The organism is Cupriavidus sp. HY129, from assembly GCF_059492215.1.
Window position 1 is genome coordinate 1,878,109 of record NZ_CP083255.1, and the last position, 26,996, is coordinate 1,905,104.

27 protein-coding genes and 2 pseudogenes are annotated in these 26,996 nt (G+C 63.4%); 12 read left to right on the top strand and 17 right to left on the bottom strand.

The window, feature by feature from the left end; all coding sequences use genetic code 11:
• Positions 1-101 precede the first annotated feature (101 nt).
• From ubiU to ubiT, 3 genes are read left to right on the top strand one after another with little or no spacing between them, the layout of a single operon-like run.
• Entirely contained in the window at positions 102-1,130 is a 1,029-nt protein-coding gene (gene ubiU, locus K6G35_RS24715) for a ubiquinone anaerobic biosynthesis protein UbiU (RefSeq protein WP_187192319.1), read from the top strand.
• A gap of 33 nt (positions 1,131-1,163) precedes the next feature.
• Positions 1,164-2,084: a U32 family peptidase gene (locus K6G35_RS24720; RefSeq protein WP_024570514.1), complete on the top strand. Its 921-nt coding sequence runs from the start codon at positions 1,164-1,166 to the stop codon at positions 2,082-2,084.
• A complete protein-coding gene (ubiT, locus tag K6G35_RS24725; protein ID WP_024570515.1) occupies positions 2,081-2,536 on the top strand; it encodes a ubiquinone anaerobic biosynthesis accessory factor UbiT in 456 nt (151 codons plus the stop codon). The genes K6G35_RS24720 and ubiT overlap by 4 nt, the downstream gene beginning before the upstream one ends.
• A gap of 51 nt (positions 2,537-2,587) precedes the next feature.
• Here ubiT and ahbB read toward each other — a convergent pair whose 3' ends face one another.
• On the bottom strand, positions 2,588-3,580 hold the full coding sequence (ahbB, locus tag K6G35_RS24730) for a siroheme decarboxylase subunit beta (RefSeq protein ID WP_035883820.1): 993 nt from the start codon (positions 3,578-3,580) through the stop codon (positions 2,588-2,590).
• A 577-nt stretch (positions 3,581-4,157) separates the two neighbouring features.
• Between ahbB and K6G35_RS24735 the strand changes: the two genes are divergently transcribed.
• Positions 4,158-4,619, top strand: a complete 462-nt coding sequence (locus K6G35_RS24735) for a hypothetical protein (RefSeq protein ID WP_186425926.1) — start codon at positions 4,158-4,160, stop codon at positions 4,617-4,619.
• Between the two features lie 54 nt (positions 4,620-4,673).
• Here K6G35_RS24735 and K6G35_RS24740 read toward each other — a convergent pair whose 3' ends face one another.
• Both K6G35_RS24740 and K6G35_RS24745 read right to left on the bottom strand, forming a co-directional pair.
• Positions 4,674-4,988, bottom strand: coding sequence for an H-NS histone family protein (locus K6G35_RS24740; protein WP_008651043.1), 315 nt, complete (start codon positions 4,986-4,988; stop codon positions 4,674-4,676).
• A gap of 560 nt (positions 4,989-5,548) precedes the next feature.
• Positions 5,549-6,931, bottom strand: coding sequence for an NCS2 family permease (locus K6G35_RS24745; protein ID WP_008651044.1), 1,383 nt, complete (start codon positions 6,929-6,931; stop codon positions 5,549-5,551).
• Between the two features lie 492 nt (positions 6,932-7,423).
• Here K6G35_RS24745 and K6G35_RS24750 point away from each other — a divergent pair, with 492 nt between their 5' ends.
• Positions 7,424-8,386: a chemotaxis protein gene (locus K6G35_RS24750; RefSeq protein ID WP_008651045.1), complete on the top strand. Its 963-nt coding sequence runs from the start codon at positions 7,424-7,426 to the stop codon at positions 8,384-8,386.
• Positions 8,387-8,473: 87 nt separating this feature from the next.
• On the opposite strand, the gene K6G35_RS24755 is transcribed toward K6G35_RS24750, so the two are convergent.
• A complete protein-coding gene (locus K6G35_RS24755; RefSeq protein ID WP_495676489.1) occupies positions 8,474-10,816 on the bottom strand; it encodes a cytochrome P450/oxidoreductase in 2,343 nt (780 codons plus the stop codon).
• A gap of 17 nt (positions 10,817-10,833) precedes the next feature.
• On the bottom strand, positions 10,834-11,769 hold the full coding sequence (locus tag K6G35_RS24760; protein ID WP_495677129.1) for a Bug family tripartite tricarboxylate transporter substrate binding protein: 936 nt from the start codon (positions 11,767-11,769) through the stop codon (positions 10,834-10,836).
• A 176-nt stretch (positions 11,770-11,945) separates the two neighbouring features.
• On the opposite strand from K6G35_RS24760, the gene K6G35_RS24765 reads away from it, so the two are divergent.
• The gene (locus K6G35_RS24765) at positions 11,946-12,761 is read left to right on the top strand and encodes an IclR family transcriptional regulator (protein WP_495676490.1); all 816 of its coding nucleotides are present in this window, start codon (positions 11,946-11,948) and stop codon (positions 12,759-12,761) included.
• Positions 12,762-12,787: 26 nt separating this feature from the next.
• Here K6G35_RS24765 and K6G35_RS24770 read toward each other — a convergent pair whose 3' ends face one another.
• Together K6G35_RS24770 and K6G35_RS24775 are read right to left on the bottom strand one after the other, a co-directional pair.
• On the bottom strand, positions 12,788-13,495 hold the full coding sequence (locus K6G35_RS24770) for a glutathione S-transferase N-terminal domain-containing protein (protein ID WP_035883814.1): 708 nt from the start codon (positions 13,493-13,495) through the stop codon (positions 12,788-12,790).
• Between the two features lie 97 nt (positions 13,496-13,592).
• Positions 13,593-15,125, bottom strand: a complete 1,533-nt coding sequence (locus K6G35_RS24775; RefSeq protein ID WP_495676491.1) for an amino acid permease — start codon at positions 15,123-15,125, stop codon at positions 13,593-13,595.
• A gap of 161 nt (positions 15,126-15,286) precedes the next feature.
• Between K6G35_RS24775 and K6G35_RS24780 the strand changes: the two genes are divergently transcribed.
• Positions 15,287-15,490 carry a transposase domain-containing protein gene (locus K6G35_RS24780; RefSeq protein ID WP_495676492.1) on the top strand — a complete coding sequence of 68 codons (204 nt, stop codon included), beginning with the start codon at positions 15,287-15,289 and terminating at the stop codon, positions 15,488-15,490.
• Here K6G35_RS24780 and K6G35_RS24785 read toward each other — a convergent pair.
• The 6 genes and pseudogenes from K6G35_RS24785 to hppD all read right to left on the bottom strand — a co-directional run bounded on the left by K6G35_RS24785 (position 15,465) and on the right by hppD (position 21,143).
• The gene (locus K6G35_RS24785) at positions 15,465-15,896 is read right to left on the bottom strand and encodes a putative adhesin (protein WP_152564908.1); all 432 of its coding nucleotides are present in this window, start codon (positions 15,894-15,896) and stop codon (positions 15,465-15,467) included. The two genes, K6G35_RS24780 and K6G35_RS24785, sit on opposite strands and share 26 nt — an antisense overlap.
• 63 nt (positions 15,897-15,959) lie before the next feature.
• Positions 15,960-16,237 (bottom strand): annotated as a pseudogene (locus K6G35_RS24790) (IS3 family transposase); the annotation flags it as partial.
• A 25-nt stretch (positions 16,238-16,262) separates the two neighbouring features.
• Positions 16,263-16,811, bottom strand: a pseudogene (locus K6G35_RS24795) (transposase); the annotation flags it as partial.
• A 437-nt stretch (positions 16,812-17,248) separates the two neighbouring features.
• The gene (locus K6G35_RS24800) at positions 17,249-18,445 is read right to left on the bottom strand and encodes an amino acid aminotransferase (RefSeq protein WP_495676493.1); all 1,197 of its coding nucleotides are present in this window, start codon (positions 18,443-18,445) and stop codon (positions 17,249-17,251) included.
• Between the two features lie 57 nt (positions 18,446-18,502).
• Positions 18,503-19,891: an amino acid permease gene (locus K6G35_RS24805; RefSeq protein WP_008651060.1), complete on the bottom strand. Its 1,389-nt coding sequence runs from the start codon at positions 19,889-19,891 to the stop codon at positions 18,503-18,505.
• 178 nt (positions 19,892-20,069) lie between these two features.
• The gene (gene hppD / locus K6G35_RS24810; protein WP_008651062.1) at positions 20,070-21,143 is read right to left on the bottom strand and encodes a 4-hydroxyphenylpyruvate dioxygenase; all 1,074 of its coding nucleotides are present in this window, start codon (positions 21,141-21,143) and stop codon (positions 20,070-20,072) included.
• Positions 21,144-21,346: 203 nt separating this feature from the next.
• Here hppD and K6G35_RS24815 point away from each other — a divergent pair, with 203 nt between their 5' ends.
• Positions 21,347-21,820, top strand: a complete 474-nt coding sequence (locus K6G35_RS24815; RefSeq protein WP_008651063.1) for an Lrp/AsnC family transcriptional regulator — start codon at positions 21,347-21,349, stop codon at positions 21,818-21,820.
• A 52-nt stretch (positions 21,821-21,872) separates the two neighbouring features.
• On the opposite strand, the gene K6G35_RS24820 is transcribed toward K6G35_RS24815, so the two are convergent.
• Positions 21,873-22,199 carry a thioredoxin family protein gene (locus tag K6G35_RS24820; RefSeq protein ID WP_024570521.1) on the bottom strand — a complete coding sequence of 109 codons (327 nt, stop codon included), beginning with the start codon at positions 22,197-22,199 and terminating at the stop codon, positions 21,873-21,875.
• On the opposite strand from K6G35_RS24820, the gene K6G35_RS24825 reads away from it, so the two are divergent.
• The 3 genes from K6G35_RS24825 to K6G35_RS24835 all read left to right on the top strand — a co-directional run bounded on the left by K6G35_RS24825 (position 22,192) and on the right by K6G35_RS24835 (position 23,257).
• Positions 22,192-22,395 (top strand): hypothetical protein, encoded by a 204-nt coding sequence (locus K6G35_RS24825; RefSeq protein WP_495676494.1) that lies wholly within the window; start codon positions 22,192-22,194, stop codon positions 22,393-22,395. The genes K6G35_RS24820 and K6G35_RS24825 overlap by 8 nt on opposite strands.
• A gap of 91 nt (positions 22,396-22,486) precedes the next feature.
• Positions 22,487-22,774, top strand: a complete 288-nt coding sequence (locus tag K6G35_RS24830; RefSeq protein WP_017511851.1) for a DUF2249 domain-containing protein — start codon at positions 22,487-22,489, stop codon at positions 22,772-22,774.
• 81 nt (positions 22,775-22,855) lie between these two features.
• Positions 22,856-23,257, top strand: coding sequence for a putative zinc-binding protein (locus K6G35_RS24835; protein ID WP_035884113.1), 402 nt, complete (start codon positions 22,856-22,858; stop codon positions 23,255-23,257).
• A gap of 85 nt (positions 23,258-23,342) precedes the next feature.
• Here K6G35_RS24835 and yihG read toward each other — a convergent pair whose 3' ends face one another.
• A complete protein-coding gene (yihG, locus tag K6G35_RS24840) occupies positions 23,343-24,245 on the bottom strand; it encodes a 1-acylglycerol-3-phosphate O-acyltransferase, YihG family (protein WP_017511849.1) in 903 nt (300 codons plus the stop codon).
• A 497-nt stretch (positions 24,246-24,742) separates the two neighbouring features.
• Here yihG and xth point away from each other — a divergent pair, with 497 nt between their 5' ends.
• On the top strand, positions 24,743-25,588 hold the full coding sequence (gene xth, locus K6G35_RS24845) for an exodeoxyribonuclease III (RefSeq protein ID WP_035883805.1): 846 nt from the start codon (positions 24,743-24,745) through the stop codon (positions 25,586-25,588).
• 26 nt (positions 25,589-25,614) lie between these two features.
• On the opposite strand, the gene K6G35_RS24850 is transcribed toward xth, so the two are convergent.
• Together K6G35_RS24850 and K6G35_RS24855 are read right to left on the bottom strand one after the other, a co-directional pair.
• Positions 25,615-26,220 (bottom strand): TetR/AcrR family transcriptional regulator, encoded by a 606-nt coding sequence (locus K6G35_RS24850; protein ID WP_011519330.1) that lies wholly within the window; start codon positions 26,218-26,220, stop codon positions 25,615-25,617.
• 224 nt (positions 26,221-26,444) lie between these two features.
• Positions 26,445-26,942: a hypothetical protein gene (locus K6G35_RS24855; protein ID WP_011519329.1), complete on the bottom strand. Its 498-nt coding sequence runs from the start codon at positions 26,940-26,942 to the stop codon at positions 26,445-26,447.
• Positions 26,943-26,996: the final 54 nt, after the last annotated feature.

Sequence of the window (26,996 nt, forward strand, 5' to 3'; positions counted from 1 at the left end):
GGCAAACGCGGCGCGACGCTTTCGTTTCGTTTGCGCCGAGTCAAAGGCTCACTATCAGCGTATCGCTAGCATCCGGGAACTCCCTTTCCGGACCCGATGCGATGAATCCACCCTTGGCGGTGCCCGTGCGCCGCCCTCAACTTGTCGCACCCGCAGGCTCGCTAGCAGCGCTGCGCATGGCGCTGCAGCACGGCGCCGACGCGGTGTATCTGGGCCTGCGAGATGCCACCAACGCCCGTAACTTCGGCGGTCTGAATTTCAGCGAGGACGATATCCGCACCGGTGTGGCCGAGGCCCATGCACGCGGTGCCGAAGTGCTGTTCGCGATCAACACGTTCGCGCAGATGGGCCACGTCGAGCAATGGCACCACGCTGTCGACGCGGCGGCCGCGCTCGGCGCGGACGCGGTGATCATGGCCGACCCCGGTCTGATTGCCTATGCCGCGAAACGCCATCCGTCCCTGCGCATCCACCTTTCCGTCCAGGGCTCCGCCACCCACGCCGACGCCATCGAGCTGATGCGCGAGCAGTTCGGCATCCGGCGGGTCGTGCTGCCGCGAGTGCTCACGGTCACGCAGATTGCGAAGCTTGCCCGCCAGACCGATATCGAACTCGAAGTCTTTGGATTCGGCAGTCTCTGCGTGATGGCGGAGGGCCGGTGCCTGCTGTCGTCCTACGCTACCGGCGACTCGCCCAATAACAAGGGCGTCTGCTCTCCGGCTCATGCGGTGCGCTGGGACGAGCAGGACGGCACGATGCAGGCGCGACTGTCCGGCATCCTGATCGACAGCTACGCCCCTGGCGAGCCGGCAGGCTATCCGACCCTGTGCAAGGGACGTTTCACCGTCGAAGGCGAACGCGGCTACGTGCTGGAGGAACCGACCAGTCTCAATGCGGTATCGCTGCTGCCCACGCTGATCGATATTGGCATTGCCGCGATCAAGATCGAAGGCCGGCAGCGCAGCCCGCGCTACGTGGCTGACGTGGTGGGTGTGCTGCGCGCGGCCATCGACGATGCATGCCGCGATCCGAAGCGGTTCGCGCCGCGCCAGGAATGGCAGGCCACGCTGGGACGCCACGCCGAAGGCGACCAGGTCACGCAAGGCGCGTACGAGCGGCCCTGGCGCTGAGCGGCGTCCAACCATCACAAGCCAGGATTCCATATGGCAATGCCCACACAGCAATCTCCCTTGTTTCGAATTTCCCTCGGCCCCTTGCTTTACTACTGGCCGCGCGCGACGGTGCTGCAGTTCTACGCGTCGGTCGCGGACAGCCCCGTCGACCGTGTCCATCTCGGCGAGGCCGTCTGCACGCGGCGGCACGAACTACGCCATGCGGACTGGCTCGAAATCGCGCAGATGTTGCGCGAGGCAGGCAAGCAGGTGGTGCTGTCGACGCCGGTGCTGGTCGAATCCGACAGCGATATCGCAGTCATGCGCCGGGTTTGCGGGCAGGACGACTACCTGGTCGAAGCCAACGACCTTGGCGCGGTGCGCTGCATGGGCGGGCGTCCGTTCGTGGGCGGCCCACACCTGAACGTCTATCAGGGCGACACGCTGGCATGGCTGGCATCGCTCGGCGCGGTAGGTTGCACGGTGCCGGTCGAAATGGATGGCCGCACCATGGCCGCGCTGGCCGCGGCGCGCCCTGCGGGTCTCGATCTGGAAGCGCTGGTCTGGGGGCGTATGCCGTTGGCGTTTTCCGCGCGCTGCTTTACCGCACGCCATCACCGTCTGCGCAAGGACGCCTGCGAATTCCGCTGCCTGGACTATCCGGACGGGCTGGTGGCGGACACGGGCGAGGGGCAGGCGTTCTTCACGCTCAACGGCATCCAGACGCAGTCTGCTACTTGCCTCGACCTCTGCGCTGAAGTGTCGCGGATGGCGGAGGCCGGTGTTGGTCTGATGCGTGTCAGCCCCCATTCCACAGGCACTTTCGAAGCGATTGCCCATCTCGATGGCATTCGCCACGGAATGCCGGCGGCGCCGAGTCCGGTCATGCCTGCGGACGCGGCACCCAGTAACGGGTATTGGACAGGCAAGCCGGGCATTCGATGGATTGAGAGCGAGGAGGCTACGGCATGACGATGCTGACCGGATTGATGTCGCGGGTGCACCGGCACATGCCGGCGCCCGCGCGCGCGTTGCCCTTCGTGTTGGCCGTGGAGGCCATGCGCCGCTCGGGATGGCTGGAGCCGCCGGCCGCGCTGAATGGCCATACGTTTCGGCTGACGGTCGAGGATATCGGCTTGGAAGTGCGCTTTCGATGTGTCGATGGCCGGTTTGCGCCGGGGCCGTTCGATGGTTCCGCATCGGACCTGACCTTGCGTGCCAAGGTGGCGGACTACCTGCGCCTGATCAGCGGCGATGCCGACACGGACACGCTGTTTTTCCAGCGCCGCCTGTCGATCAGCGGCGACACCGAACTGGGGCTGGAAGTCAAATACTGGCTGGATGCCGCGCCACGCCCGACGTGGGTGGGGCCATTCGCCGCGCGGTTGTCCGTGCTGTTTCCCGCGCCGGCCTCGGCGTCCTGAATGGAAACCTGAATGGAAGATTAAGGCCCGCGCAAGCGGGCGGGCGAGGGCTCAGACCCTCGCCGGAATATTGCCGTAGCGCGTGCCGCGCTGCTTGAAGCAATGGCTGGCACGTAGTACAGCGTGCGGCATGGCGGTTAACCCGCCAATCGCATCGAAGCGCGACAGCGTCGTCTCGAGTTCGTGCATCCCGCGTGCGTGCACCATGGCAAAGAGGTTGTATTGCCAGTTTGGCAGGCGTCGGGGGCGTCGGTAGCACAGCGTGACATGCGGCAGGCTGGCGATGCGCATCCCGATGGCATCGACGCGCGCATCGGGCACATTCCACACGCACATCGCATTGTGCGAATACCCAAATGGCCGATGGTGCAGGATGACACCAAAGCGGCGGATCACACCGTTCTTGCGCCACTGCTGCAGGCGCTGCAGCGTCTCGGTCAGTGGCAGGCCACAACGTTCGGCCAGCGCGTGATAGGGCTCCGGCGTCAGAGACAGGCCAGGTTCCAGCGCGGCCACCAGACGCCAGTCGCACTCGTCCATGTCTGGCTTGGGCACGGATGCTGGCGGTGCTCGCCGGGTTGGTTTGCTGGCTTCCCGACCCTTGCCAAGGGGAAAACCGAGGTCGATGTGATATTCGCGTTCGAGTGGCAGATCAATCGGCTGGTACCCCACGTCGTCGGCGATGTGCTGCAGCACGGCATCGAGCATCATGCGATCGCGCGCGCCGGCGACAAACCAGAGGTTGTAGCGGTGACCGGTACGGGCATAGTTGTGACTGATCGCCGGGTCCGCGTTCAGACGTTCCGCTACCTGCTTCATTTCATTCGGCGGCACCGCCAGCGCGGCCAGCGTGCTTGTCCCGATCGAGTTGGGGGCGAACACCGCGCCGATGCGGCTGATGCGTCCGTTGCCAAGGTCTCGTGCGAGCAGGCTCAGTACCGTTCGCTCGGAGAGGCCGAGTAGCGATGCTGCGCGTTGATAGGGACGGGTGTCGAGCGGGAAATCGTGCTGAATGTGGTCGTAGAGTTGGGTTTCATCAATCATGGCGACGATCGGGCTATCCACTTGGATTGGCCCGGGCGCCAGGTGTCAAAGCCGAAGCATCAAGGTCGATGCGGTGGCCGCGGGTCCGAGGAGGGACCGATGTCGCCCGAGACATGGGGGCATCATCGTGAAGTTCCGCGTAGTCACGGTTGACCAGTGTCAACGGAGGCGGAGATGCCCTGTCCCACGGCCGCGGAAGCAAGCGCGCAGCGTGCTGGCAGGCGGGAGTCCGAACTTGGGGCGGAGGCGTTCCTGATCTACATTGACCAGTTCCGGCGTCGTGCTATCGGCAGGGCTGCCTAAATCTTGTGCAGTCCAGTGCGGTGCCGTACATAAAGGGCTAGCGCGAACCGCTCGGTGAGGATATCCACAGAACCTGTGGATATCCTCACCGACCACAGGGTCATCCCCTGGGCTGGACGGCGCCACCCGGCTTTCGCATCATCGTCGGTCAACTGTCATCTTCGTACGCCCTATGCGTCTGAACCGGTCCGCTGCAGTGCTCTGTATCCCCTGCGCTCTCGTGCTGGGCGGTTGCGTGAGCCATTATCGGGTACCGCCCGACGCGCCCTACGCGATGGTACGGGTGACAACCAGCACCGATGACCGCACGACCTTCAGCGTGCTGGACCCCGCGAGCTGTCCCAAGGCCCCGTGGCCGCTCGTGCTGGCGGGAACCGGAAAGCAATTGGCTGCGATGGGGCGCGACGGAGAGCTGGATATGGTCGGAAGCTCCCCGGAACCGCCGTCGCGAACGCGTGAGCGGAAGGTAGCGGTGGACAAGCGGATTTACGTGGCCGTGACGTCGACGGCCGCGCCACCGGCCGAGGAGGTTCGTTGCGCGGCGGGGGTGTCTTTCATCCCGCGAACGGGCGCGCAGTACGAGATCCGGTACACGAGGGATGAGACCGCCCAGCATTGCTCGGCGCGGGTGCTCCGACTGGAGCCAAGGGGGGATGGGGGCGCGAATGTCGCGCCCGAGCCAACGCAACTCGGATTCCGGGCGTTGCGTAGCGAATATCTTTGCGAGGCGCGCTGAGCAGCGCGCCTCATGCGGCAGCCCGGCGTTTGCCGGACTGCCCGCTGAACTCTCTTACGCCTGTTCAATCAGGAAGCGCTCGGGGCGCTTGCCGAGCCATGCCGGCGCGCGGCCACGGCCCGACCAGGTCTTGCCGGTTTTCGGGTCAAGGTACTTCGGCGGCAGGGACGACGTCTTGCGTGCCACGGTGGCGCCGCTGGCCGGACGACCGCGACGGCGCTTGGGGGCGATGTCTTCGACGGTCAGATCATAATCGGCCATCAATTGGCGAATTTGCTCGATCACGCCAGCCACTTCATTGGCGCGAACTTCATTGAGCTTGGCTTCGAGTGCTTCTTTTTCCGCTAGCAACTGCTTGTAGGTCGGCATTTTTGGATCCCCGATAGATTTGTGGCGGAATGTTACAGGACATCGCAACGCACCCGCACAACAAAAATATTACAAAAAATATCTGAAAAAGCACGGATCAAACGCTAATTTGCGAACAAAAAATTCGCTTTGCATCGCGTCTATTAGACATATGGCGCAGGCAAGCCCGCCCATTATTGTGATTGGGTTGCGCGCGGCGGCGGAGGCGGATAGCCATCGGTGCCGAACGGCATCCTAACCAAAACGCGGCAAGATAGCCACCCGGGATTTTATGGCGCTGTATCCGGGCAATCTGGATAAGCGGCTGAGGGAGGTTGAGCCACCCGGATTTCAATCCACGATTGAGGAGTCATCGTGGTCAGCGAATGGCGCGATGATATTTCTGTCGGGTTTTCGAATGACTCTGTATCGATTCTTCGGAGCTTTCCGATACGGTGCCGACAATAACTAACAGGAGAACGAGAGGAAGAAAAAAGCCTCCGGGGGGAAAGTCCCCGGAGGCCGGCAAATCCACCGGTCATCCCAGGTGGAGGAGACAAGATTCTCGGTGTTGGGTGCGATCAGATCGCCCAGCCACCTGCATAGAACGCGGCCAGCGCGACGGCAATCGCGACCGTGCCGATATTGAGCTTGCGCCATTCGCCCGAGACGATGCGGCCGATCACCAGCGTGCAGAAGCCGAGCATGATGCCGGTGACGATGTTGCAGGTCAGCACGATGAACACGGCGCAGACCAGCCCCGAGAGCGCGTCGACCAGGTCGTCCATGTGCAGGCGCGACACGCTCGACAGCATCAGCAGACCCACGTACATCAGCGCGGGAGCGGTGGCGTACGACGGCACCAGGCCAGCCAGCGGCGAGAAGAACATCACGGCCAGGAACAGCGCGCCGACGGTCACGGCAGCCAGGCCGGTGCGGGCGCCAGCGGCCACGCCGACGGTCGATTCGATATAGGCTGCAGCCGGGGCGCCGCCGAAGAAGGCCGAGAAGATCGAGCTCACGGAGTCGGCGGTCAGGGCGCGGCCACCGTTGTGGATGCGGCCCGTGGCGTCGAGCTGGTTGGCCTGACCGGCCACCGCGCGGATCGTGCCAGTGGCGTCGAAGACGGCGGTCATCACCAGTGCCAGCACACTCGGCAGCACCGCGGCGGACAGCGCGCCGCGAATATCCATGGCGCCAATCAGCGAGGTGTGACCCGGCGCGGAGAGCGTCGGCAGCGCGAAGATGCCGGTGAACTTGACCGATGGATCGAAAACAAGCCCGAGCGTCGAGATCGCCACGATCACCAGCAGGATGCCACCCGGCACGCGGCGACGCTCAAGGCCGAAGATCGCGGCCAGTCCGAGGATCGACATCATCACCGGGAAGGCGGTGATATTGCCGAGCGAGACGGGCAGTCCGGGTCCGGGGTTCTTGATGACGAGGCCGACTTCGTTCGAGGCGATCAGCAGCAGGAACAGGCCGATACCGATGCCGGCGCCGTGTGCCACGCCAGCGGGCAGGTTGCGCAGGATCCAGGTGCGCACGCCGGTCACCGAGATCGCGGTGAAGACCACGCCCATCAGGAACACGGCGCCCAGCGCCACGGCGGGGGACAGATGCTGGCCCAGCACCAGGCCAAAGGCCATGAACGCGGTCAGCGAGATCGCGCAACCGATGGCAATCGGCAGCTTGGCCCAGAGGCCCATCAATAGCGACCCGAATGCGGTGGTGAGGCAGACGGCGACAAAGACCGCGCTGGTATCGAAGCCGGCCTTGCCGAGCATCCCAGGCACGACGAAAACGGCATACACCATCGCCATGAAGGTGGTGATGCCGGCGACGACCTCTCGGCGCTGCGTGCTGCCGCGCGCGCTGATCTGGAAGTACTGGTCGATTTTGCCTTGGGCAGTGGGGGGCGCGGCATCCGTGTCCGCGACGGACGGATAGGGCTGTTCGATCATGATGTTGTGTCTCCTTGCAGGGGGCGCTGCGCGCGTCCGCGTACGGATCAGGCGTCAGCCTCGTCTCACATGGTTCCGGGTGTGAGGGCGGAGGTCCCGTGGGCATCGGGCAAGGGGTGCGGTCGCTCTTTCCTCGGTGTCCGGCCCTAGGGCCGGGGCCGGTCAGCCACCTCTGATGGGCGGGATCCGGCGAGGCTCAAAGGTAGGCGAGCGTGACGTTGTCTTCATCATCGAGCGAACATGCGGAACATGCCCGGGGCCGAATAACCCCGGGTTTGCAGTGCATTGCGAGGCTCAGGGATTTCCCTTGGTGCATGGGCGACGGTGGTTGGAGAGCGGTATGCGTCACAAGTGCGTCATGGATGCGTCGCTGGAATTTCGCTCGAGCGCGGGCGCCGCGCTGTGGGTCGTGCTGGAGGCTAAAGGTTGAAGCCTCCCGGCCGTTAGTTCTTCGGCATTACACGTATTCACCCCATCCAGCGGAGCTAGAGCATGACCAGCGCGATGAGAGACATCGACGAGCGCACCAACCTGACCAACAACAACCAGTTCGAGTTGCTGTTGTTCCGACTGGGTGATGCGGCACACACCGGGCAGTCCGAACTGTTCGGCATCAATGTGTTCAAGGTCCGTGAAATCCTGGTGATGCCGCCGGTGACCAGCGTGGTCGGCGCGGAGCCGTCGATCCTGGGCATGTCCGATATCCGGGGTCAGGTGATTCCGGTTATCGACCTGCCGCGCCTGCTGGAGTGCAATCCGAAGTCGGGCCTGAACATCATGCTCGTGACCGAGTACGCGCGGTCCACGCAGGGCTTCGCGGTGGAAGCGGTCGAGGAAATCGTCCGCCTGGACTGGAACCAGGTGATCTCCGCCGAGACCAGCGTGAAGGGCGGGCTGGTGACCAGCATCGCCAAGCTCGATGCGGGTGGCGAGAACCCGCGGCTGGTGCAGGTGCTGGATGTCGAGCAGATCCTGCGCGACGTGTTGCCCTCGCGCCAGCCAGACGTAGATCCGTCGACCGTCGGCCCGGCGTTGTCGATCCGCCCCGGCAGCAAGATTCTCTGCGCGGACGATTCCGCGCTGGCGCGCGGCCTGATCGAAAACGGTCTCAAGGCAATGGGCGTGCAAGTCGTGATGACCAAGTCCGGTCAGGAAGCCTGGGATATGCTCGGCGAGATCGCAGACCTGACCGCCAGCAAGGGCGCCACGGTCCGCGACGAGATCGCGCTGGTGCTGACCGATCTGGAAATGCCGGAGATGGATGGCTTCACCCTGACGCGCAAGATCAAGGCCGACGCCCGGCTGAAGTCGCTGCCGGTGGTGATCCACTCATCGCTCTCGGGCGAGGCCAGTGAGGAGCACGTGCGCAAGGTTGGCGCCGATGCCTATGTGTCGAAGTTCCTGGCGAAAGATCTGGCCGATACGATTCGCGGTGTGCTCGCGCGGCATCCGTGACGCCGTACTGAATGGCGTTGTTGCCGGTTGATGCTGGTTGATGCTGGTTGATGCGCCACGGGCTGGCGCATCACCCCCCCCGCCTGCTTACAGCCCCAGCACGATCTTTCCGCCCTTCGCCGCTCGCGAGCAGCAGGCCATCATCCGGTTGTTCGCTTCACGCTCGCCGCGCGTTAGCACGACGTCGCGGTGGTCGATCTCGCCGGCCAGCACGCGCACTTCGCACGATCCACACAGGCCTTCCTCGCAATCGCTTTGCACGTCGATGTTTGCGGCGCGCAGGGTGGCGAGCAGGGTCTGGTCCGGAGGGACTTCAAGCGTCAGACCCGAGTCTTTCAGTTCGACCGTGAACGGCTGTTCCCGCGAAGGATCGAGCGTTCCAAGTTTCGAACTGAAGTGTTCCACGCGCAGCGAATCCTCGGGCCATGTCGCGCACAAGGCTTCCAGCGCCTCGACCATCCGGGCCGGTCCACAAGCGTAGATCTGCGTGTTCGCATCGGGCGCGCCGAGCACTTGCGCGAGATCGGCGCGCTGGCCTTCATCCGCGGCATGAATCCGCACGCGATCACCATGCAAGGCGCGCAGCTCATCGATCATCGCCATGGAGGCACGGCTGCGGCCGCAATAGTGGAAGGTGTAGTCGACGCCCAGTTCTTTCGCACGCCTTGCCATGGCGCTGACCGGGGTCACGCCAATGCCACCGGCGATGAAGATCGCGCGACGGCAGGTCTCGTCGAGTCGGAAGTGATTGCGCGGGCCGCGCACCTTGAGCTTGTCGCCTGCGTGCAGGCTGGCATGAATCCACGCCGATCCGCCACGGCTTTCGGGCTCGCGCAGCACCGCGATCTCGAAGGCGCCGGTATCGGCGGGGTCGCCGCACAGCGAATACTGGCGCGAGATGCCGGTGTGGCCGCATTCGACGTCGATATGCGAGCCCGGCGACCAGCGCGGTAGCGCGCGGCCATCGGGCGAAACCAGGCGGATCCTCACCACCCCTTGCGCGGCCGTCTCGACGCGCTCGACAATGAGCGTGCGGCCGGTGGTGCCGCCAGTCGGTTCGCCGATGCGGACCGCGTCACGTGGCGCCAGCACGGTCGGATCGGTCCGCTCGGGGTTGCGTGCGGGGTCCCACTCGACCCAGAGATGCTCCGGGCCACGGAACGAGGTGTTCGGCACGTAGGTGAAGCGCTGCGCGGCCAGACGCATATGGGGCAGCCGGCTGGTCAGTTCCTCCAGGAAGATCTGCATCTCCATGCGCGCGAGGTTCTTGCCCATGCACTGGTGAGAGCCGTAGCCGAACGTAAGCTGGTCGCTGGCATTGTCACGATGGATGTCGAACAGGTCGGCATCGGCGAAATGATGTTCGTCGTGGTTGGCCGACGACGTGACGATCAGCAATTTGCTGCCAGCCGCGAGCGACATGCCGCCCACTTCGGTGTCGCGCGTGACGAGGCGCCGCCAGGCCGCCACCGAGCCGTTGTGCCGCAGGCATTCTTCCACCGCGTTTGGAATCAATGCCGGGTCTTCGCAGATCTCCCGCCAGACATCGGGATGTTGCAGCAGCAGCTTGATCGCGTTGGCCGATGCATTGGCCGTGGTCTCGTGTGCGGCCACGATGCCGGCCATCATCATCGAGTGCAGGTACGAATCGGTAACCACCTCGGGCAGTTCGCGCTGCTTGCGCAGGCCGTACTGCATCCAGCCCGGGCCGGATGGATCTTCGCGCATCTTGTCGAGAATGCGGCCGGCCAGTTGCCAGAAGTTGCCCACGGCGTGGGCCACGGCCACCTGCTCCTCGGGTTTCGGGCGGCCCCACGTATTGACCGTATGGGCGATCGAGTACTGGCGCAACCGGTCCATGTCTTCCTCGGGCACGCCGAGGAAATGCAGCGCCACCGTCAGCGGCACCTCCCAGAGCATCTCGTCCACCAGATCCGCGCGCCCGTTGTCGATGAAACGGTCGACGTACTCGCGTGTGAGCTTGCGCACCATCGGTTCGTGGTGGGCCAGTTCTGCGGGAGTGAACGGCTCCATCAACGCGCGGCGGCGCGGCATATGCGCGGGTTCGTCTTCGTTGACGAGCGTGCGATTCATCGCGTAGCCGTACGAGGCCAGCACCGCATTGGCCGCCTCACCCGTGGGTGTGATCTTCTCGAGCGCAATCGACGGGCTGAAGGTGATGTTGTCGCGGAAGATCGCCTTGATGTCGTCGTAGCGCGTCACCACCCAGTAGCCGAGCTTCGGGCTGTAGAACACCGGCTCCTGCGCGCGCGACCAGCGCACGTACTCGGGCGGGTCCTGCTGGTAGCCGTCCTCGAAGGGATCGAACGCCGCCGCCTGGTGGCTGACCGGGCAACCGTTGGGCGCGCGCAGGGCGCTGTGGTCGATCGGGCAGCTTCCACTGCTGGCGGGTGCGTTCGTCTGCGGCATGGTTCAGTCCAGCGAGATTAGTCCAACGTGATCTTCAGATCGTGAATCAGCTTGGTCCAGCGCGTGCTCTCGGCACGCAGCAGGTCGCTGTATTGCGTGGGGGAATTGCCTACCGGCTCCACACCGAAATCCACCAGCTTCTTGTTGATGGCGGGGTCCTTGATCGACGCCACCACTTGCTTGTTCAGCGTGGCAATCACATCGGATGGCGTGCCGGCCGGCACCACCATCCCGACCAGCGCGGCGGCCTCCACATTCTTGTAGCCAAGTTCCGCGAACGTCGGCACGTCAGGCAGTTGCGCCAGACGGGTGGGATTCGCCACGGCCAGCGGGCGTACCTTGCCACCCTTGATAAAGCCCGCGCCGGCGGCGTAGTCGACCATCATCGCTGGAATCTGGCCCGCGGCCACGTCGGAGAGAGCGGGGCCGGCGCCACGATATGGCGCGTGTGTCATGGTCAGGTGCGCTTCCACCTTGAGCAGTTCCATCGCCAGATGGTGAGGGCTGCCCGCGCCGGCGGAACCATAGTTGATGCCACCGGGCGCGGCCTTGACCTGTGCGATGAATTCCTGCGCTGTCTTCGCGGTGCTACCCGGTCCCACCACCAGGATCATCGGGAAGCGGCCAATCAGCGTCACCGGCGCGAGGTCGCGGGTAGGGTTATAGGACAGCGTCTTGTACAGCACGGGGTTGAATACCAGCGTGCCGTTGTCGGCGGAGAGCACCGTGTAGCCATCTGCGGGCGAGCGCGCGGTTTCCGATGCGCCGATCGCCGTGTTGCCGCCGGGCTTGTTGTCCACCACCACCGGCTGGCCGATCTTTGCCGACAACCCCTGTCCGATTGTGCGTGCCAGGAAATCCGAACCGCCACCGGCTGCATACGGCACGATCCAGCGGATCGGCTTGGTCGGATAGCTATCGGCGGCATGTGCCGCGCTGGCGGCAAATGCCATGGACGTCACAGACACAATGGATGCAGCGAACAGCGCTGCAGGCTGAGAGGGGCGCATCAGGTTGTCTCCTTGGTATTTGGCCGGATGGTATTTGGCCTGTTTTGCGTAAATCATATACGCATTGCGTAATCATTGAATGAGGGTTAACCGCAGACGCTATGCCCAGGACACCCGCCATGCCAGCCATACCTGCCGAATCCACCCCCGCGCCGCGCCCGCGAGCACGGCGCCAGCGCGTGCAGGCTGCCGAGACCGGCATGGCCGTGCTCAAGGGGCTTGCCCGCCTGGGTGGCCGCGCCAGCCTGACGGCCATCGCCGCGCAACTCGACGAAAGTCCGGCCAAGGTGCACCGATATCTGGTGAGCCTGATGGAGGAAGGGTTTGTGGCGCAGGAGGCAGGCACGCAGCAGTACCACCTCGGGATCGAGGCGCTGCAGATCGGGCTGGCCGCGATGCGGCAGGCCGATCCGCTGCGGCTGTCGGAAGCCGCCCTGATCCGCCTGCGCGAGCGGCTGGAAGTGACGTGCTTCGTCGCGGTGATGGGAACCCGGGGGGCGACCATCGTACGCATCGAGGAACCGGGTTTGCCGGTCACGGTGAATGCGCGCGTCGGCTCGGTGATGCCGTTGCTGTCATCGGCCACCGGACGCGTGTTTCTGGGGCTGCTCGATGAATCCAGCGTGGAGGCGCTGGCGCAGGAGGAACTGCAGATGCTGCCGCCTGACCGAAGGGCGCTGCTCGATGCTGTCGATCCGCTCGGCAAGTTGCGCGAGCCAGTTCGCGCGCAGGATTGCGCATCGGTGCGTGACACGAACCTGAAGGGCATCAGCGCCGTGGCGGCGCCGGTGCGTGACTATACGGGCCGTGTATGCGCGGTGCTGACGGCATTGGGCGCGACCGGTGGGTTCGATCCTTCGATCGACGGACCAGTCGGCCGCGCCGTGCGCGAGGAAGCCGCGGCGATCAGCGCGTTGCTGGGCTACGCCACGTAATACGCCTTATCCGGCATTAATCCGGATCATTCAGGGCGCTTCGGGATATTGATCGCGCGTTGCACGGCCGGGCGGGCCACGAACGCATCGAGCACGCGCGTGACTTCGGGGAAGTCCTGAATGCCGACCAGATCGCCAGCTTCGTAGAAGCCCAGCAGGTTGCGGATCCACGGAAAGGTGACCATGTCGGCGATCGTGTAGTCGTCGCCCATGATCCATTGGCGTCCCTTCAGGCGTTCGTTCAGCACGTTCAACAGGCGGCGCGACTCGCTGACATAGCGGTCACGCGGGCGCTTGTCCTCGAAGTCCTTGCCGGCGAACCGGTTGAAGAAGCCAACCTGTCCGAACATCGGGCCAATGCCGCCCATCTGAAACATGACCCACTGGATCGTCTCGTAGCGCAGGGCCGGATCGGCGGACATGAACTTGCCGGTCTTTTCGGCCAGGTAGAGCAGGATCGCGCCCGATTCCCACAGTGCCAGCGGCTTGCCGCCGGGGCCATTGGGGTCGAGGATGGCCGGGATCTTGTTGTTCGGATTCAGCGACAGGAATTCCGGCGTCATCTGGTCGTTCTTGTCGAAGCGGACCAGATGCGGTTCGTAGGGGAGGCCGGTTTCCTCGAGCATCAGCGATACCTTGATGCCGTTGGGGGTATTCAGCGAGTACAACTGCAGGCGATCCGGATGTTGCGCCGGCCATCGCTTGGTAATGGGGAAGGCGGACAGGTCTGCCATGAGATCCTCGTAACGTTGAAGGCTAGACGAGGATGGTAAACGCTTCGGCGGAAGGTTGCCGAAGCCCCCGGTCATCCGGGTGCTTCGGTATGCCTTGCTATTCGGCCGATGCCGGGGCCAGAGGCCGCGTCGCCGGTGAATCGTCCTTTTCGATCTCCGGCAGGGCCGGGAATTTCATTTCGGCATACGGCACGAAGTGCGTCTTGCGCACGAGCCGGTAGCCGAGCCAGATCAGCAGGAAGATCGGAATGCCCACATAGGTAGCCGTCACGGCCACCCAGTCGATCTTGCCTTCGCTGAATGCCTGGTAGTTCTGGCCGAGGGTGACGATCATGCACAGCGCGAACGCGAAGATCGGCCCATAAGGAAAGAACGGCGAGCGATAAGGCAGGCGGTTCAGGTCGAGACCCTGCGCCACGAAGCCCCGGCGAAACCGATAGTGGCTCACTGCGATGCCCAGCCACGCGATGAAGCCGGTCATGCCCGACAGGTTCAGCAGCCACAGGTAGACCGACTTGCTTTCGAACAGCGACGTCAGGAAGCACAGGCCACCGACGGCCGTGGTGGCCAGCAGCGCGACCAGGGGCACGCCATTGCGGGTAAGTTGCGCGAAGATACGCGGCGCGCGGCCCTCGGTGGCCAGGTTGTAGAGCATCCGCGTCGACGCGTACATGCCGGAGTTGCCGGCCGAGAGCACGGCAGTCAGGATCACGGCGTTCATTACGCCCGCGGCAAACGCAAGACCCGCGTGGCGGAACACCAGCGTGAACGGGCTTACGCCCACGGTTTCCACGTCGGTCTTGAGCAGACTGGGGTCGGTGTACGGAATCAGGATGCCGATGATCAGGATCGCCAGGACGTAGAACAGCAGGATGCGCCAGAACACCTGACGCACCGCGCGCGGGATGTTCTTGGCCGGCTCGTCGGATTCCCCTGCAGCCACGCCGATCAGCTCGGTGCCCTGGAACGAGAATCCCGCGATCATCGCCACCCCGATCATGGCGGGCAGGCCGCCGACGAACGGCGCATCGCCGGTGGTGAGGTTGGCCAGTCCGCCTGCGTGGGAGAAATCGCCGCGCATGATGCCGAAGATCATCAAGGTGCCGATGACGATGAAGGCGATCACCGTGAGGACCTTGATCAGCGCGCACCAGTATTCCGCTTCGCCGAAACCACGCACGGAGATCGCGTTGAGCGCGAACATGAGGCCAAGGAACAGGGCGCTCCAGAGCACGCCCGGTGTGTCAGGGAACCAGTACTGCATCACGAGCTGCGCCGCGGCCAGCTCTACGGCGATCGTGACGGCCCAGTTGTACCAGTAGTTCCAGCCGAGCGCGAAACCGAAGCCCTCGTCGACGTACAGCGCGCCATAGGTGGCAAAGGACCCGGATACCGGCATGTACGCGGCCAGTTCGCCCAGGCTGGTCATCAGGAAGTAGACCATCGCGCCGATCAGGATGTAGGCGGCCAGCGCGCCGCCGGGGCCGGCCTGGGCGATGGTGGCGCCCGAGGCGACGAAGAGTCCGGTGCCGATCGACCCGCCAATGGCGATCATGGTCAGATGGCGCGCGCGCAGTTCGCGGCGCAGGCCGGGAACGGGGACGGCTGGAGTTGTATTGGTATTGGACATAGGCTGCCGGCCATGGAGGTGGGCGGCATCATAAGACAAAAACGCCGGACGGGAAAAGAACAAGGCCACCCGAGGGTGTAATGCGGTTCCGTTAAGTCCGAACGGCATTTTTCCTGGCAGGGGTTGCAAACAAAGTATCGAGCTGTTAACTAGCTGTCCCGATGCTATCGGAGCAGATCCACGCCACCCTTGAGCTCGCAGAGCCGACCAGTTTTGCCCGGCTCTGCGAGCATCTGCCGGCGGCCTGGATTGGGCAGGCGCTGGCAGCCACAGGAACAGCATCCGTTCGCCGGCACGGACTGCCAGCAGAGAAGGTAGCCTGGCTTTTGAAACGGTCTCTTAGAAGTCGTATGTTAACTTGTTGACCCGGCAGGCAAAGGAGTTCAGATCCGTGTACTGTCGCTGGTGTTGCCTCATCGCAGCGAACACATCAACCATATGTGCCTTACCGTGCGGTGCCACTGTAATGAGATCAAATTGTGCATTCGGCATCAGCGCTGTCGCCATCTCGTTGTAAGTTAGTGAGTAGTTGACGATCCCTCTTCCTCCAAGAACGGTTTCCATCGGCCGAATGTTTGCGCCGGCAAGCAGATGCACCCCATGAGTAAAGACCGCGACGAAATCTGGGAGGGCATGGAAATGCAAGGCAGTGTATGAAGGCACCTGACAGCATCCAGAACCAAGAAAAATGCGATTCCTCGGCGGTGTATAGCCGCCGTGGGCCATTAGAATGGCCCGACTGGCGTTGCCTGCGATTGTTCGAATAATCACATTCCTATACCGAAGTATCTGCACAACTTCTCTCCATCAATGGGATTGTGTTAAGGATGGTGTTCAAAACTGAGCGTGCCCTCGAATTTCGTATCCGATAGCCAAGGCTAACATCATGCCGCACCGCTGGTGCTGAGCGGGGGACCAGGACCACTCGAATTGCATCGGGCTGAGATAGCCCAATGTCGAATGCAGACGCCGATGATTGTAAAAGCGCAACCAGTCGATCACCTCGTCCATCGCCTCGCTTCGCCTCGCTTCGCCTCGCTCCGCGTGGCGAAGCGCTTGCCGCGCAGGCGTGCAACCTTGAGCGATTCCCACAGGTTTTCAGTCGTCGCATTGACGCTCCTATGTCAAGCGGCGTGCTCAAGCGGCGCGCGTCGAATCGGCCAGACCGGCCAGGATGAGTGGATACAATTCCCTGACGATATAGCGCTTGAGGCAGCGATGGGTTTCCTTTTTCGACATGCCTTCCTTCGTCCGGCGTTCGACGTATTCCCGCGTCCTGGGATCGCTGCGCATTCGCACCATGGCGATGGTCCACAAGGCGTTATTTGCCGAACGATCTCCGCCCCTGTTCAAGCGACGCCGGACCGTTTTGCCAGACGAAGCCTGCAAAGGACTTGTGCCACAAAGGGCTGCCAGTGCAGCTTCGCTTTTCAGGCGTTCCGGGTTGTCACCTGCAACGACAACCAGAACCGCAGCGATCTGAGGCCCGACACCGAATCGTTCCCGCAGCCACTTGGTATGCTGACTGGCAGGCCATCAAGCATGCCGTCGAGGGTGCTCAGTTCCTCTTCCAGTGCCAATCAGCGCGTGGCCAGCAGGCGTAGGGTGGCGGTCAAAGTTTGCAGCATTGGGGCATCGCGCTAACGAGCGCAAGCGGGCGCAGCTCGCTACGCATTCCGCCGTCTTCCCAACTTCATGAACCGGCTGGTACGGGACGCCAGGCGCAAGGTCTACCTGATACTGGACAATCTGCGCGTGCATCACGGCAAGCCGGTCTGGGGGCGCTGCTTGCGTACAACCTTGTGCGTCTGGAGATGGCCAAGGCTGCGCTTGAGGCCCGCGTCGAGCCTACCGACCTGAGCTTTGTGCGGGCCTTGCGCCTGATACAGGGTGAGCAGATCTGGGCGGCCGACATGGCCCCAGGCAAGCTGCCAGCACACCCGCGGCGCATGCGCGCCAAACTTCAGTTGGCGATCGTACAAAAACGACGGGGGCGTACTTGCCCCCGTGTTGTCAAGGCCCTGCCTAAGCGCTATACCGTTCGGCACCTCAGAAAGGACCTTAACTGAACGGCATTACACCCGAGGGTGGCCTTGTGACTGCAAAGGCGTGCTTCAGGCGTTTCAGCCCTTCAGCACCTTCCCGATGGCGTTGGCGACGACGCCGACGTTGCGCTCGTTCAGACCGGCCACGCACATGCGGCCCGAGCGCAGCACGTACACGCCGTGCTCGTTCTTCAGGCGGTCGACCTGGTCGGCCGACAGACCGGTGTACGTGAACATGCCGCGCTGGGTGATGTAGCGCGAGAGCTTTTCGCCGCTCACATGCTCACGCAGATGGTCGTGGATGGCCTGGCGCATGCGGGTGATGCGCTGGCACATCGCAGCCAGTTCCTGCTCCCAGTTCGCGCGCAGCGCCGGCGTGGTCAGCACACGGGCCACCACACGGGCGCCGTGGGTCGGCGGGTTGCTGTAGTTGGCGCGCACGGCGCCGGTAAGCTGGCCGAGCACACGGCTGGCTTCGTCGGCGCTCTGGCAGACCACCGAAAGGCCGCCGCAACGCTCGCCGTACAGCGAGAAGTTCTTCGAGAACGAATTGGCCACCAGGCAGGGCACATTCTGGCGCGCCAGTTCGCGCACGGCGAAGGCGTCATCGTCCAGGCCCGAGCCGAAACCCTGGTAGGCCATGTCGACGAACGGCAGCAGCTTGCGCGCCTTGAGCACGCCGATCACCTGGCGCCACTGGTCCTGATTCAGGTCGACGCCGGTCGGGTTGTGGCAGCACGCGTGCAGCAGCACGATGTCGCCTTGCGGGATCGCTTCGATCGCGGCAAGCATCGCGTCGAATTTCAGGCCGCCGGTGGCCGAATCGTAGTACGGGTAGGTGTTGACCTTGAAGCCGGCACGCTCGAAGACCACGCGGTGATTCTCCCAGCTCGGATCGCTGATCCACATCTCCGCCTTCGGGAAGTAGCGCTTCAGGAAATCGGCGCCGACGCGCAGCGCGCCCGAGCCGCCCAGCGTCTGCAACGTGGCGACGCGGCCTTCGGCACGGGCGGCGCAATCCTCGCCGAACACCAGCGCCTGCACGGCCTGACGATACGCGGCCATGCCGGACATCGGCAGGTACGGGCGCGGACCCATGTCCGACAGCAGCGCGGCCTCGGCATCCGCCACGGCCTTCATCACCGGCAGGCGGCCTTCGTCGTCGAAGTAGATGCCGATGCTCAGATTGACCTTGTTGGTACGCGGGTCCTGCTGAAAGTCCTCGTTGAGCGAGAGGATCGGATCACCCGGAAAGGCTTCTATATGTTCGAACATGGGATGCGTCTGGCTGTTTGGTTCAGAAGGGCGGCGGCCCGGAGGCCGCACCGGCAATTACTGGATCTGGGCGCTGGCGGCGGGCATGGCCGAACCGGCGTTTTTCTGCCGGAGGCGATAGCTTACGCCAAGTACGCCCAGCCATACCGGAATCAGGTAGACCGAGATGCGCAGGCCGGGCGTCAGGAACATCACCACGAGGATGCCTGCCAGGAAGGCCAGCGTCACGTAGTTGGTCAGCGGGTAGCCCAGGCTCTGGAAGCGCGTGGTCTTGCCGGCGGCCGCCTTGGCGCGACGGAACATCAGGTGGATGATGCTGATCATCGCCCAGTTGATGATCAGGGCCGAGACCACCAGGCCCATCAGCAGTTCGAAGGCCTCGCCAGGCATGAAGTAGTTGATCACCACGCAGATGCCGGTGGCGATGGCCGAGACGGCCAGCGCGGTCAGCGGAATGCCGCGGCGGTTCACGCGCATCAGCGAGCGCGGGGCGTTACCTTGCTGCGCCAGGCCCAGCAGCATGCGGCTGTTGCAATAGACGCCGCTGTTGTAGACCGACAGGGCGGCGGTAAGTACCACGATATTGAGCACGGTGGCGACCACGTTGCTGTTCATCGCGTGGAAGATCAGCACGAACGGGCTGCCGCCGGTCACGACCTTTTCCCACGGATAGAGCGACAGCAGCACGGCCAGCGCGCCGACGTAGAAGATCAGGATGCGGTAGATGACCTGATTGGTCGCCTTCGGGATGCTCTTCTCGGGGCTGTCCGCTTCCGCAGCGGTGATGCCCACGAGTTCGAGGCCGCCAAACGAGAACATGATCACGGCCATAGCCATCACCAGGCCGCTGAAGCCGTTCGGGAAGAAGCCGCCGTGTTGCCACAGGTTGGCGATGCTGGCGTCGGGGCCCGCGGTGCCGGTGGCCAGCAGGTAGCCGCCGAAACCGATCATGCCGACGATGGCTGCCACCTTGATGATCGAGAACCAGAATTCCATCTCGCCGAACGACTTCACGCTGGCAAGGTTGATCGCGTTGATGATCAGGAAGAAGGCCAGCGCGGAAATCCAGGTCGGAATGCCGGGCCACCAGTACTGGACGTAGATGCCGACGGCCGATAGCTCGGCCATGCTGACGAGGATGTAGAGCACCCAGTAGTTCCAGCCGGACATGAAGCCGGCGAAGTGTCCGCAGTACTTGTTGGCGAAGTAGCTGAACGAGCCGGCGACGGGCTCGTCCACGACCATTTCGCCGAGCTGGCGCATGATGAAGAAGGCGACCACGCCGGCCAGCGCGTAGCCCAGCAGCACCGAGGGGCCGGCCAGCTTGATAGTCTGGGCGATGCCCAGGAACAGGCCGGTGCCGATGGCGCCGCCCAGCGCGATGAGCTGGATATGACGATTCTTCAGGCCACGCTGGAGCGTGCCTTGATTGTCGGGAGCGTGCATGAGTTGTTTCCTCTACCCATTCTTGTGGAATGTCGGGCGCGTCTCTCTTGAGGCGGACGCTTGTCAATGAAGCGCGCCGGCGTGGGTGACGCCGGGCGCAGGGTGCGCGCCGCCATCCGGGGGATGCCGGCGCAAATCTGTATCAAGCGGGGAGGCGGGGGCGAAAGCCCCCGGAAGATCAGACCTTCAGCGTGCCGCGTTCGATCTGGTCGCGTTCGAGCGATTCGAACAGCGCCTTGAAATTGCCTTCGCCGAAACCATCGTCGCCGGAGCGCTGGATGTATTCAAAGAACACCGGGCCGAGCACGGTCTTCGAGAAGATCTGCAGCAGCAGGCGCGGCTTGCCGCCTTCTGTCGTGCCGTCCAGCAGGATGCCGCGGGCCTTGAGCTGGTCCACCGGCTGGCCATGGCCTGGCAGACGGGTGTCCAGGGCCTGGTAGTAGTAGTCGTTCGGTGCCGTCATCAGCTCGACGCCGGCCATCTGCAGGCTGTCGATGACTTCGAGCAGGTTGTCGACGGAGAAGGCGATGTGCTGGATGCCTTCGCCATTGAACGCCATCAGGAATTCCTCGATCTGGCCGGCGCCCTTCGACGACTCTTCGTTCAGCGGGATGCGGATCTTGCCGTCCGGCGCGGTCATCGCCTTCGAGGTCAGGCCCGTGTATTCGCCCTGGATGTCGAAGTAACGGATTTCGCGGAAGTTGAACAGGCGTTCGTAGAAACTCGCCCAGTACGCCATGCGGCCACGGTAGACGTTGTGCGTCAGGTGGTCGATCAGCTTCAGGCCGTGGCCCTTCGGGTGGCGGTCCACGCCCTCGATGAATTCGAAGTCGATGTCATAGATCGACTTGCCGTCTTCGAAACGGTCGATCAGGTAGAGCGGCGCGCCGCCGATGCCCTTGATCGCGGGCAGGCGCAGTTCCATCGGGCCGGTAGCGATTTCCACCGGCTGGGCGCCCAGCATCAGCGCGCGGTTGTAGGCCTGGTGGGAATCCTTGACGCGGAATGCCATGCCACAGGCGCTCGGGCCGTGCTCGGCGGCGAAATACGCGGCGGGGCTATGCGGCTCGTTGTTGACGATGAAATTGATGTCGCCCTGGCGGTACAGCACGACATCCTTCGAGCGGTGACGGGCCACCAGGGTGAAGCCCATTTTCTCGAACAGCGGTTCCAGGACGTTGGGCGTGGGCGAGGCGAATTCAACGAACTCGAAGCCCATCAGCTTCATCGGGTTTTCAAAGAGGTCGGCCATGGTCAGTGCTCGGGGGCGGATGCGGGGGTGGAAATAATATTGCGGCGGGGAAACGGATTGGGGGCACCCGGAGGCGCTTCCCACGCTGCTCGACATGCGAAAAGTTTATATGCCGGCCAGCTAAATAGGATTTCCTTAGAGGCGCAGGAAAACCCTCGGATATGAGATAAGATTTCGTCAAACCGCTAGTTTGGGAAACGAAAATGCAACATCCGGAACTTGATCGCACGGATCGCCGCTTGCTGGGCGTGCTGCAGGAAAACGGCCGCGCGTCCAATCTGGAACTGGCTGAGGCCATCAGCCTGTCCCCCGCGCAGACTTTGCGGCGTCACCGCCGCCTGGAGGAGGGCGGCATCATCAAGCGCTACGAGGCGCGGCTGGATAGTTCGGCACTTGGCTTCGGCGTCACGGCGTTTATCCATGTGACGATGGAGCGTGGGCATATCCGCGATCTGTCCAAGTTCAAGGGACTGGTGGCGGAACTGGCGCAAATCCAGGAGTGCTTCTCCGTCACCGGAGATATCGACTACGTGCTGAAGGTGGTGGCCAAGGACCTGAAGTCCTTGTCTGACTTCCTGCTCGACACCCTGATGCGCATCCCGGGTGTGAGCGGGGTGAAGTCGAGCGTGTGCCTTGACGAGATCAAGTGCACGAGTGCAATGCCGCTGGAGATCTAGGCAGGTTCCGGTCCCCAGTCTTCGGCGGCGGACGTATCTGCGTCCTGCTGCCTTACGGGAGGATGCGTCGCATCGCCGCGGCGATGTCCTTGGCACTTTCCGGCCTTACCAGCCGCGCGACTTCCTTGCCATCCCGAAGGAAAACCAGGGTCGGCCAGAGCTTGACGCGGAACGAGCGACCCAGCGGCCGACCGCTCCCATCCTCGACCTTCACGTGATGGATGGCCGGGTAGCCGCCGAACGCTTCCTCGATCAACGGCTGGGCGCGCATGCAGTAGCCGCACCACGGGGCGCCGAACTCCAGCAGCGTGGCACCCGGCAGGGCATCGATCTCGTCGCGGGTCGGCTCGGTGGCGGCAAAGCTCCTGGTCATGCTCATCGCGGTCTGGCTCCTCGTGTGCTTGCAGATGTGCGTGCAGATGTGCGTGCAGATGTGCGCCCGGATGCGCACCCCGATGGGCGCATCCGGCGTGGCCATCATTTTGCCAGCACAGGGGCGTCGGTGTGCGGCATCGTTTTCGTGGCTGTTCAAGCATGTCAACGGCTTTGATGGGCTCGTCGGGGTGCTGGTCTGATCTGCATCAAGCGGCCCCGGATTGCGCTCACTAATATTGATGCAATTTAAATGCATCTTTACGGATGCCATACCCAGCCGAAAGGAATTCCATGTCTCAGTCCACTGCCAACCCCCGCCTCGACCTGCGCACGATCCCGCCGCGTGACCGCCATCCGCTGATTTTCTCGACGTTTACCGGGCTTGAGGTCGGCCAGGCGCTGGAGCTGGTCAATGACCATGATCCGCGTCCGCTTCAGATGCAATTCCAGATCGAGCGTCCTGGCCAGTTTGCCTGGGACTATCTGGAACAAGGCCCCGCTACATGGCGCGTGGCCATCAAGAAGGTTGCATCAGCCGCCAAGGCTGGTCAGTGCTGCGGCGGTTGCGGCGGCGCCTGATCACGACGGCCGACCCGTTCCCGCTCCCCATGTCAGGCGCCCGACCCGGCGCCTGTTTTCCTTTGTTCCGCCGAGTTCATGATGTCTACGTCCGATCGCTCCAGACTCCCCTTGGTCTACGCCTGCTCAGGGTGTTCCAGTGTCGCCCAACTGGCCAATGCCTTTGCCGTCCGGCTGGATCGCAGTGGCCAAGCCGAGATGTCCTGTATCAGTGGGGTGGGTGGCCGCGTGCCCGCGCTGACGCGGATCGCACAGTCGGGGCGTCCGATTCTGGCGATCGATGGCTGTCAGCTTGCGTGCGTGAAGGCTTGTCTTGAGGGTGTCGGGGTGGTTGCCTCGCGTCATCTGGTGCTGAACCGGATCGGGGCGACCAAGCGCCAGCACGGGGAGTGTACCGAGGCCGAAGAGGCGGCAACCTGGCAGAGCATCAAGCTCGCGCTATCGGAGATCTTGCCGGTCCCCGAGAGCGTGGCGGGCAATTAAAGCTCAATTAAAGCTGTTTCAGATTGAAGCGAAGCGGTTCTGGCAAGGCCCCGCAACGACGCCAGAATCGTCTTGAAACGGCTTTCTAGGGCCGAGCGGCCTGGGCGAGCATGGTGGCAATCTGCTCGTCCTTTTCTTCCCAGACCTGTCCCAGCCAGCGGTGAAATTCGCCGCGGAAGGTTGCATCGCTGTTGTAGTCACCGGTGCAGAATTCCGGCGGGATCGGCAGTTCCCGGACATGCACCATCACCCTGCCAGCCTGGCCGCTGGCGAGTTGCCAGAAAGTGGGTGTGCCATCCGGATAGGCAATGCTGACATCCAGCATCGCGTGGAACTGTTCTCCCATCGCGTTGAGCGCCATGGCGAGCGAGCCAGCCTTGGGTTTGAGCAGATGGCGATACGGGGACGATTGCCCCCGATGCTTGACCGGGGTGTAGCGCGTGCCTTCCGCAAAGGTCATCACGCTGGTCGGAATCCGGGCGAACTTGGCGCACGCGCGTCGCGCGGTCTCGCGGTCCTGGTTGCGCAGTTCAGGATTCTTGCGCAGCGCGGCTTTCGAATGCCGCCGCATGAACGGGAAATCCAGTGCCCACCAGGCCAGACCAATAACCGGCACGTAGATGAGCTGCTGCTTCAGGAAGAACTTCAGCAACGGAATCCGCCGGTTCAATACGCGCTGAAGCACGAAGATGTCGACCCAGGAGCGGTGGTTGCAGTTAACCAGATACCAGCTGTCCGGGCGCAACGAACCGAGACCTTCCACGGCCCAGGGCTCACGCTGGAGCAGGCCGATCCAGACGCTGTTGCAGGTAACCCAGCTTGTCGCGATGCGGTTGAGAATGGGGTCGATCAGCCGTCGCACACCGGCGAACGGCAACAGCAATTTGATCACGGCGAGCACGAACAACGGCGTGCACCAGAAAATCGTATTCAGGGCGAGCAAGGTCAGACTGAGCGTACCCAGGAGGAAAGCAAGCAAGCGTTTCAACAGCAACTCCGGTGAGTCTCTGCACCTGTTTAGGGCGGAGGGGGCGATTAGAGACAGGTAGAGACACCATCAAAATGATCCCGGCGTCGTTGCGCGGCCTTGACCGGTCCTGGCGGACTGTCTGCGACCGCACCCCGAACCGGGGTCGCTCTGCTTCATTCTGCTAGCGTCTCTGCGTCAGGAGTGGGAGGGTAGCGCGGCTCCCCGCGTGAAGCCATGCGCTAAATCATAGTTTCACGACCGCATACGGGTCGCCATGCCTTCGGACATCCATGGATGAGACCCGGGCCCGACAATCAGAGCATCCACGTTAGCCATGGGCCCCAGCAGGCTCCGTCCTGCCGCTGTACCAGCCACCATGATAGCGGCCCCGAGGCCGTTGACGTCACTTGTTTTGCAGTAGCGGTGCCGCCGTCAGGTAGCGCCACCGGGCAAGGGCGGAAGGAGGGAGAACCAGGGGCCTAAGATGAATAGCTATCCGACCTGGAGCGGTGCCGATGGGCCATCTCAAGATCGCGACGTTCAATATCAACGGCATTCACGCGCGGCTGCCGTCGCTGCTCGCATGGCTGGAGCGTGAGCAGCCCGACGTGGCCTGTCTGCAGGAACTCAAGGCCGTGGACGAATCATTTCCGGTGGCAGAACTCCACGCGGCTGGCTACGGCGCAGTCTGGCAAGGGCAGAAATCATGGAATGGCGTGGCGATCCTCGCGAAAGGGACGGATCCGGTCGAAGTGCGGCGTGGTCTGCCAGGCGATGCCGCTGATACGCAGAGCCGCTATATCGAGGCGGCGGTCGCGGGCGTGCTGGTGGCCTGCCTCTACCTGCCGAACGGCAATCCCCAGCCAGGGTCGAAGTTCGACTACAAGCTGGCCTGGTTCGAACGGTTGATCCGACATGCAAGCACGCTCTACGCCAGCGGCCACCCGGTGATACTGGCAGGCGATTTCAATGTGGTGCCGACCGACGACGACATCTACAATCCGCGCTCATGGCTCAAGGACGCACTGTTGCAGCCGGCGTCTCGCGAATGCTATCGACAGTTGCTAGAGCAGGGATGGACCGATGCGCTACGCACACGCCATCCTGATACCCGGATCTATACGTTCTGGGACTACTTTCGTCAGCACTGGCAGAAGGACTCGGGTCTGCGCATCGATCATCTGCTGCTGAGCCGGGATCTGGCGCAGCACATGCGCGACGCGGGCGTCGACAAATGGGTGCGAGGCGAGCCGCACGCGAGCGATCATGCACCGGCGTGGGTGGAAATAGAGATGGGGGCGGAAGCGAAAACGAAAACAACGCCCGCCGCGAGAGCAAGACGGCGGGCGTCGGGCGCGTGAATGCGCCGAAAACGGTAATGCCAGGCCTAGGCGGCTACGGCTTCGTGTTCCTCGATGGCGCACATCGAGCCGCCAACGGCGCCAATCAGCATATTCGCTGCGGCGTCGATTCGATCATTCGAGCCGGACATCCGCGCGGTGATCAGTCCGTTCTGGATCGCGCCATAAAGCACCTTGGCCAGTAGCTGGGGCGGCACCGGGTACTGCTGGCCGCGTTCTGCCTCGGCGCGGCGCAACATGTCGGCGATGAAGTTCTCGTTCGCCTGGAAATGCTCCTGCAGCAACGCTCGAACCGCTTGCGGCAGAACCATCACCTCCGCGGCCAACATGCCGATCAGACAGATCTGCCCGAGGTCGATGCCATTGCTCAGCGGCAGCACATACTTCCGCGCCTGCTCGATCAATGGAAGCGAGGTGTCGATCGCCGCGAGGCGGGCCACCGACGTTTGGCGGTACTGACGTACCACTTCCAGCACCAGATCATCCTTGGACGGGAAGTAGTAGTGAATGCTCGAGGTCTTCACGCCCACCAGCTCCGCGAGGTCGCGATAGCTGAAGCCGTTATAGCCACGCCGTCGCATCAGCACCGAAGCGTGTTCAAGCAGTTGTTCGCGTACGGACGACGTTTTCATGGCGACTGTCCCCAACTTTCGCTTTCGCAGGGGACCCTCCGATTTTCGCTATCTCAGATCGACAGCGACTTTGCAACGAGCGAGACAAGGGCGCCGCTGCCAAGGGCCAGCATCACCCATCCACCCAGAATCAGGGCACTGTCACGCAGACTCATGATGACACTCCAGATGTTGGTGTCGGCCACCGGCGCGGCACGTGTACCGCGTCGGTGGCCTGATCTGTATTAGGCGTTTGCGCCTTCGGTGTACGGGTCGAACTTGCCGGTACGGGCACCGTCGTAGTACGGATCAACCTTGCGGGCCGGTTCGCTCGAGACACCGGTGCGATCCAGGCCGGCGACCATGCGTGCGCCGTCGGTGTACGGGTCGAACTTGCCGACCTTGGCGCCGTCGAGGTACGGGTCAACCTTGCGGGCGGGTTCGCTCGAGACACCGGTGCGGTCCAGACCGGCGACGATGCGGGCGCCGTCGGTGTACGGATCGAACTTGCCTACCTTGGCGCCGTCGGTGAACGGGTCAGCCTTGCCGACCTTTGCACCATCGGTGTACGGGTCGGTCTTGCCGACGCGTGCGCCGTCGGTGAAGGCGCTGCGCTGGTCGTTCACGCGATAGCTGTAGCCGTAGACTTCGCCGGCCTTCTGGGCGGCGGGGGCGGCTTGTGCGGCACCAGTGACGAAAGCGGCGGCGAGTGCGGCGGCGGTCAGGATGGTCTTGGCGTTCATGATTGCTCTCCTTGCGAAGGGCCGGGCGATCTTGGTGTGTGGGTCGCGGGGCCG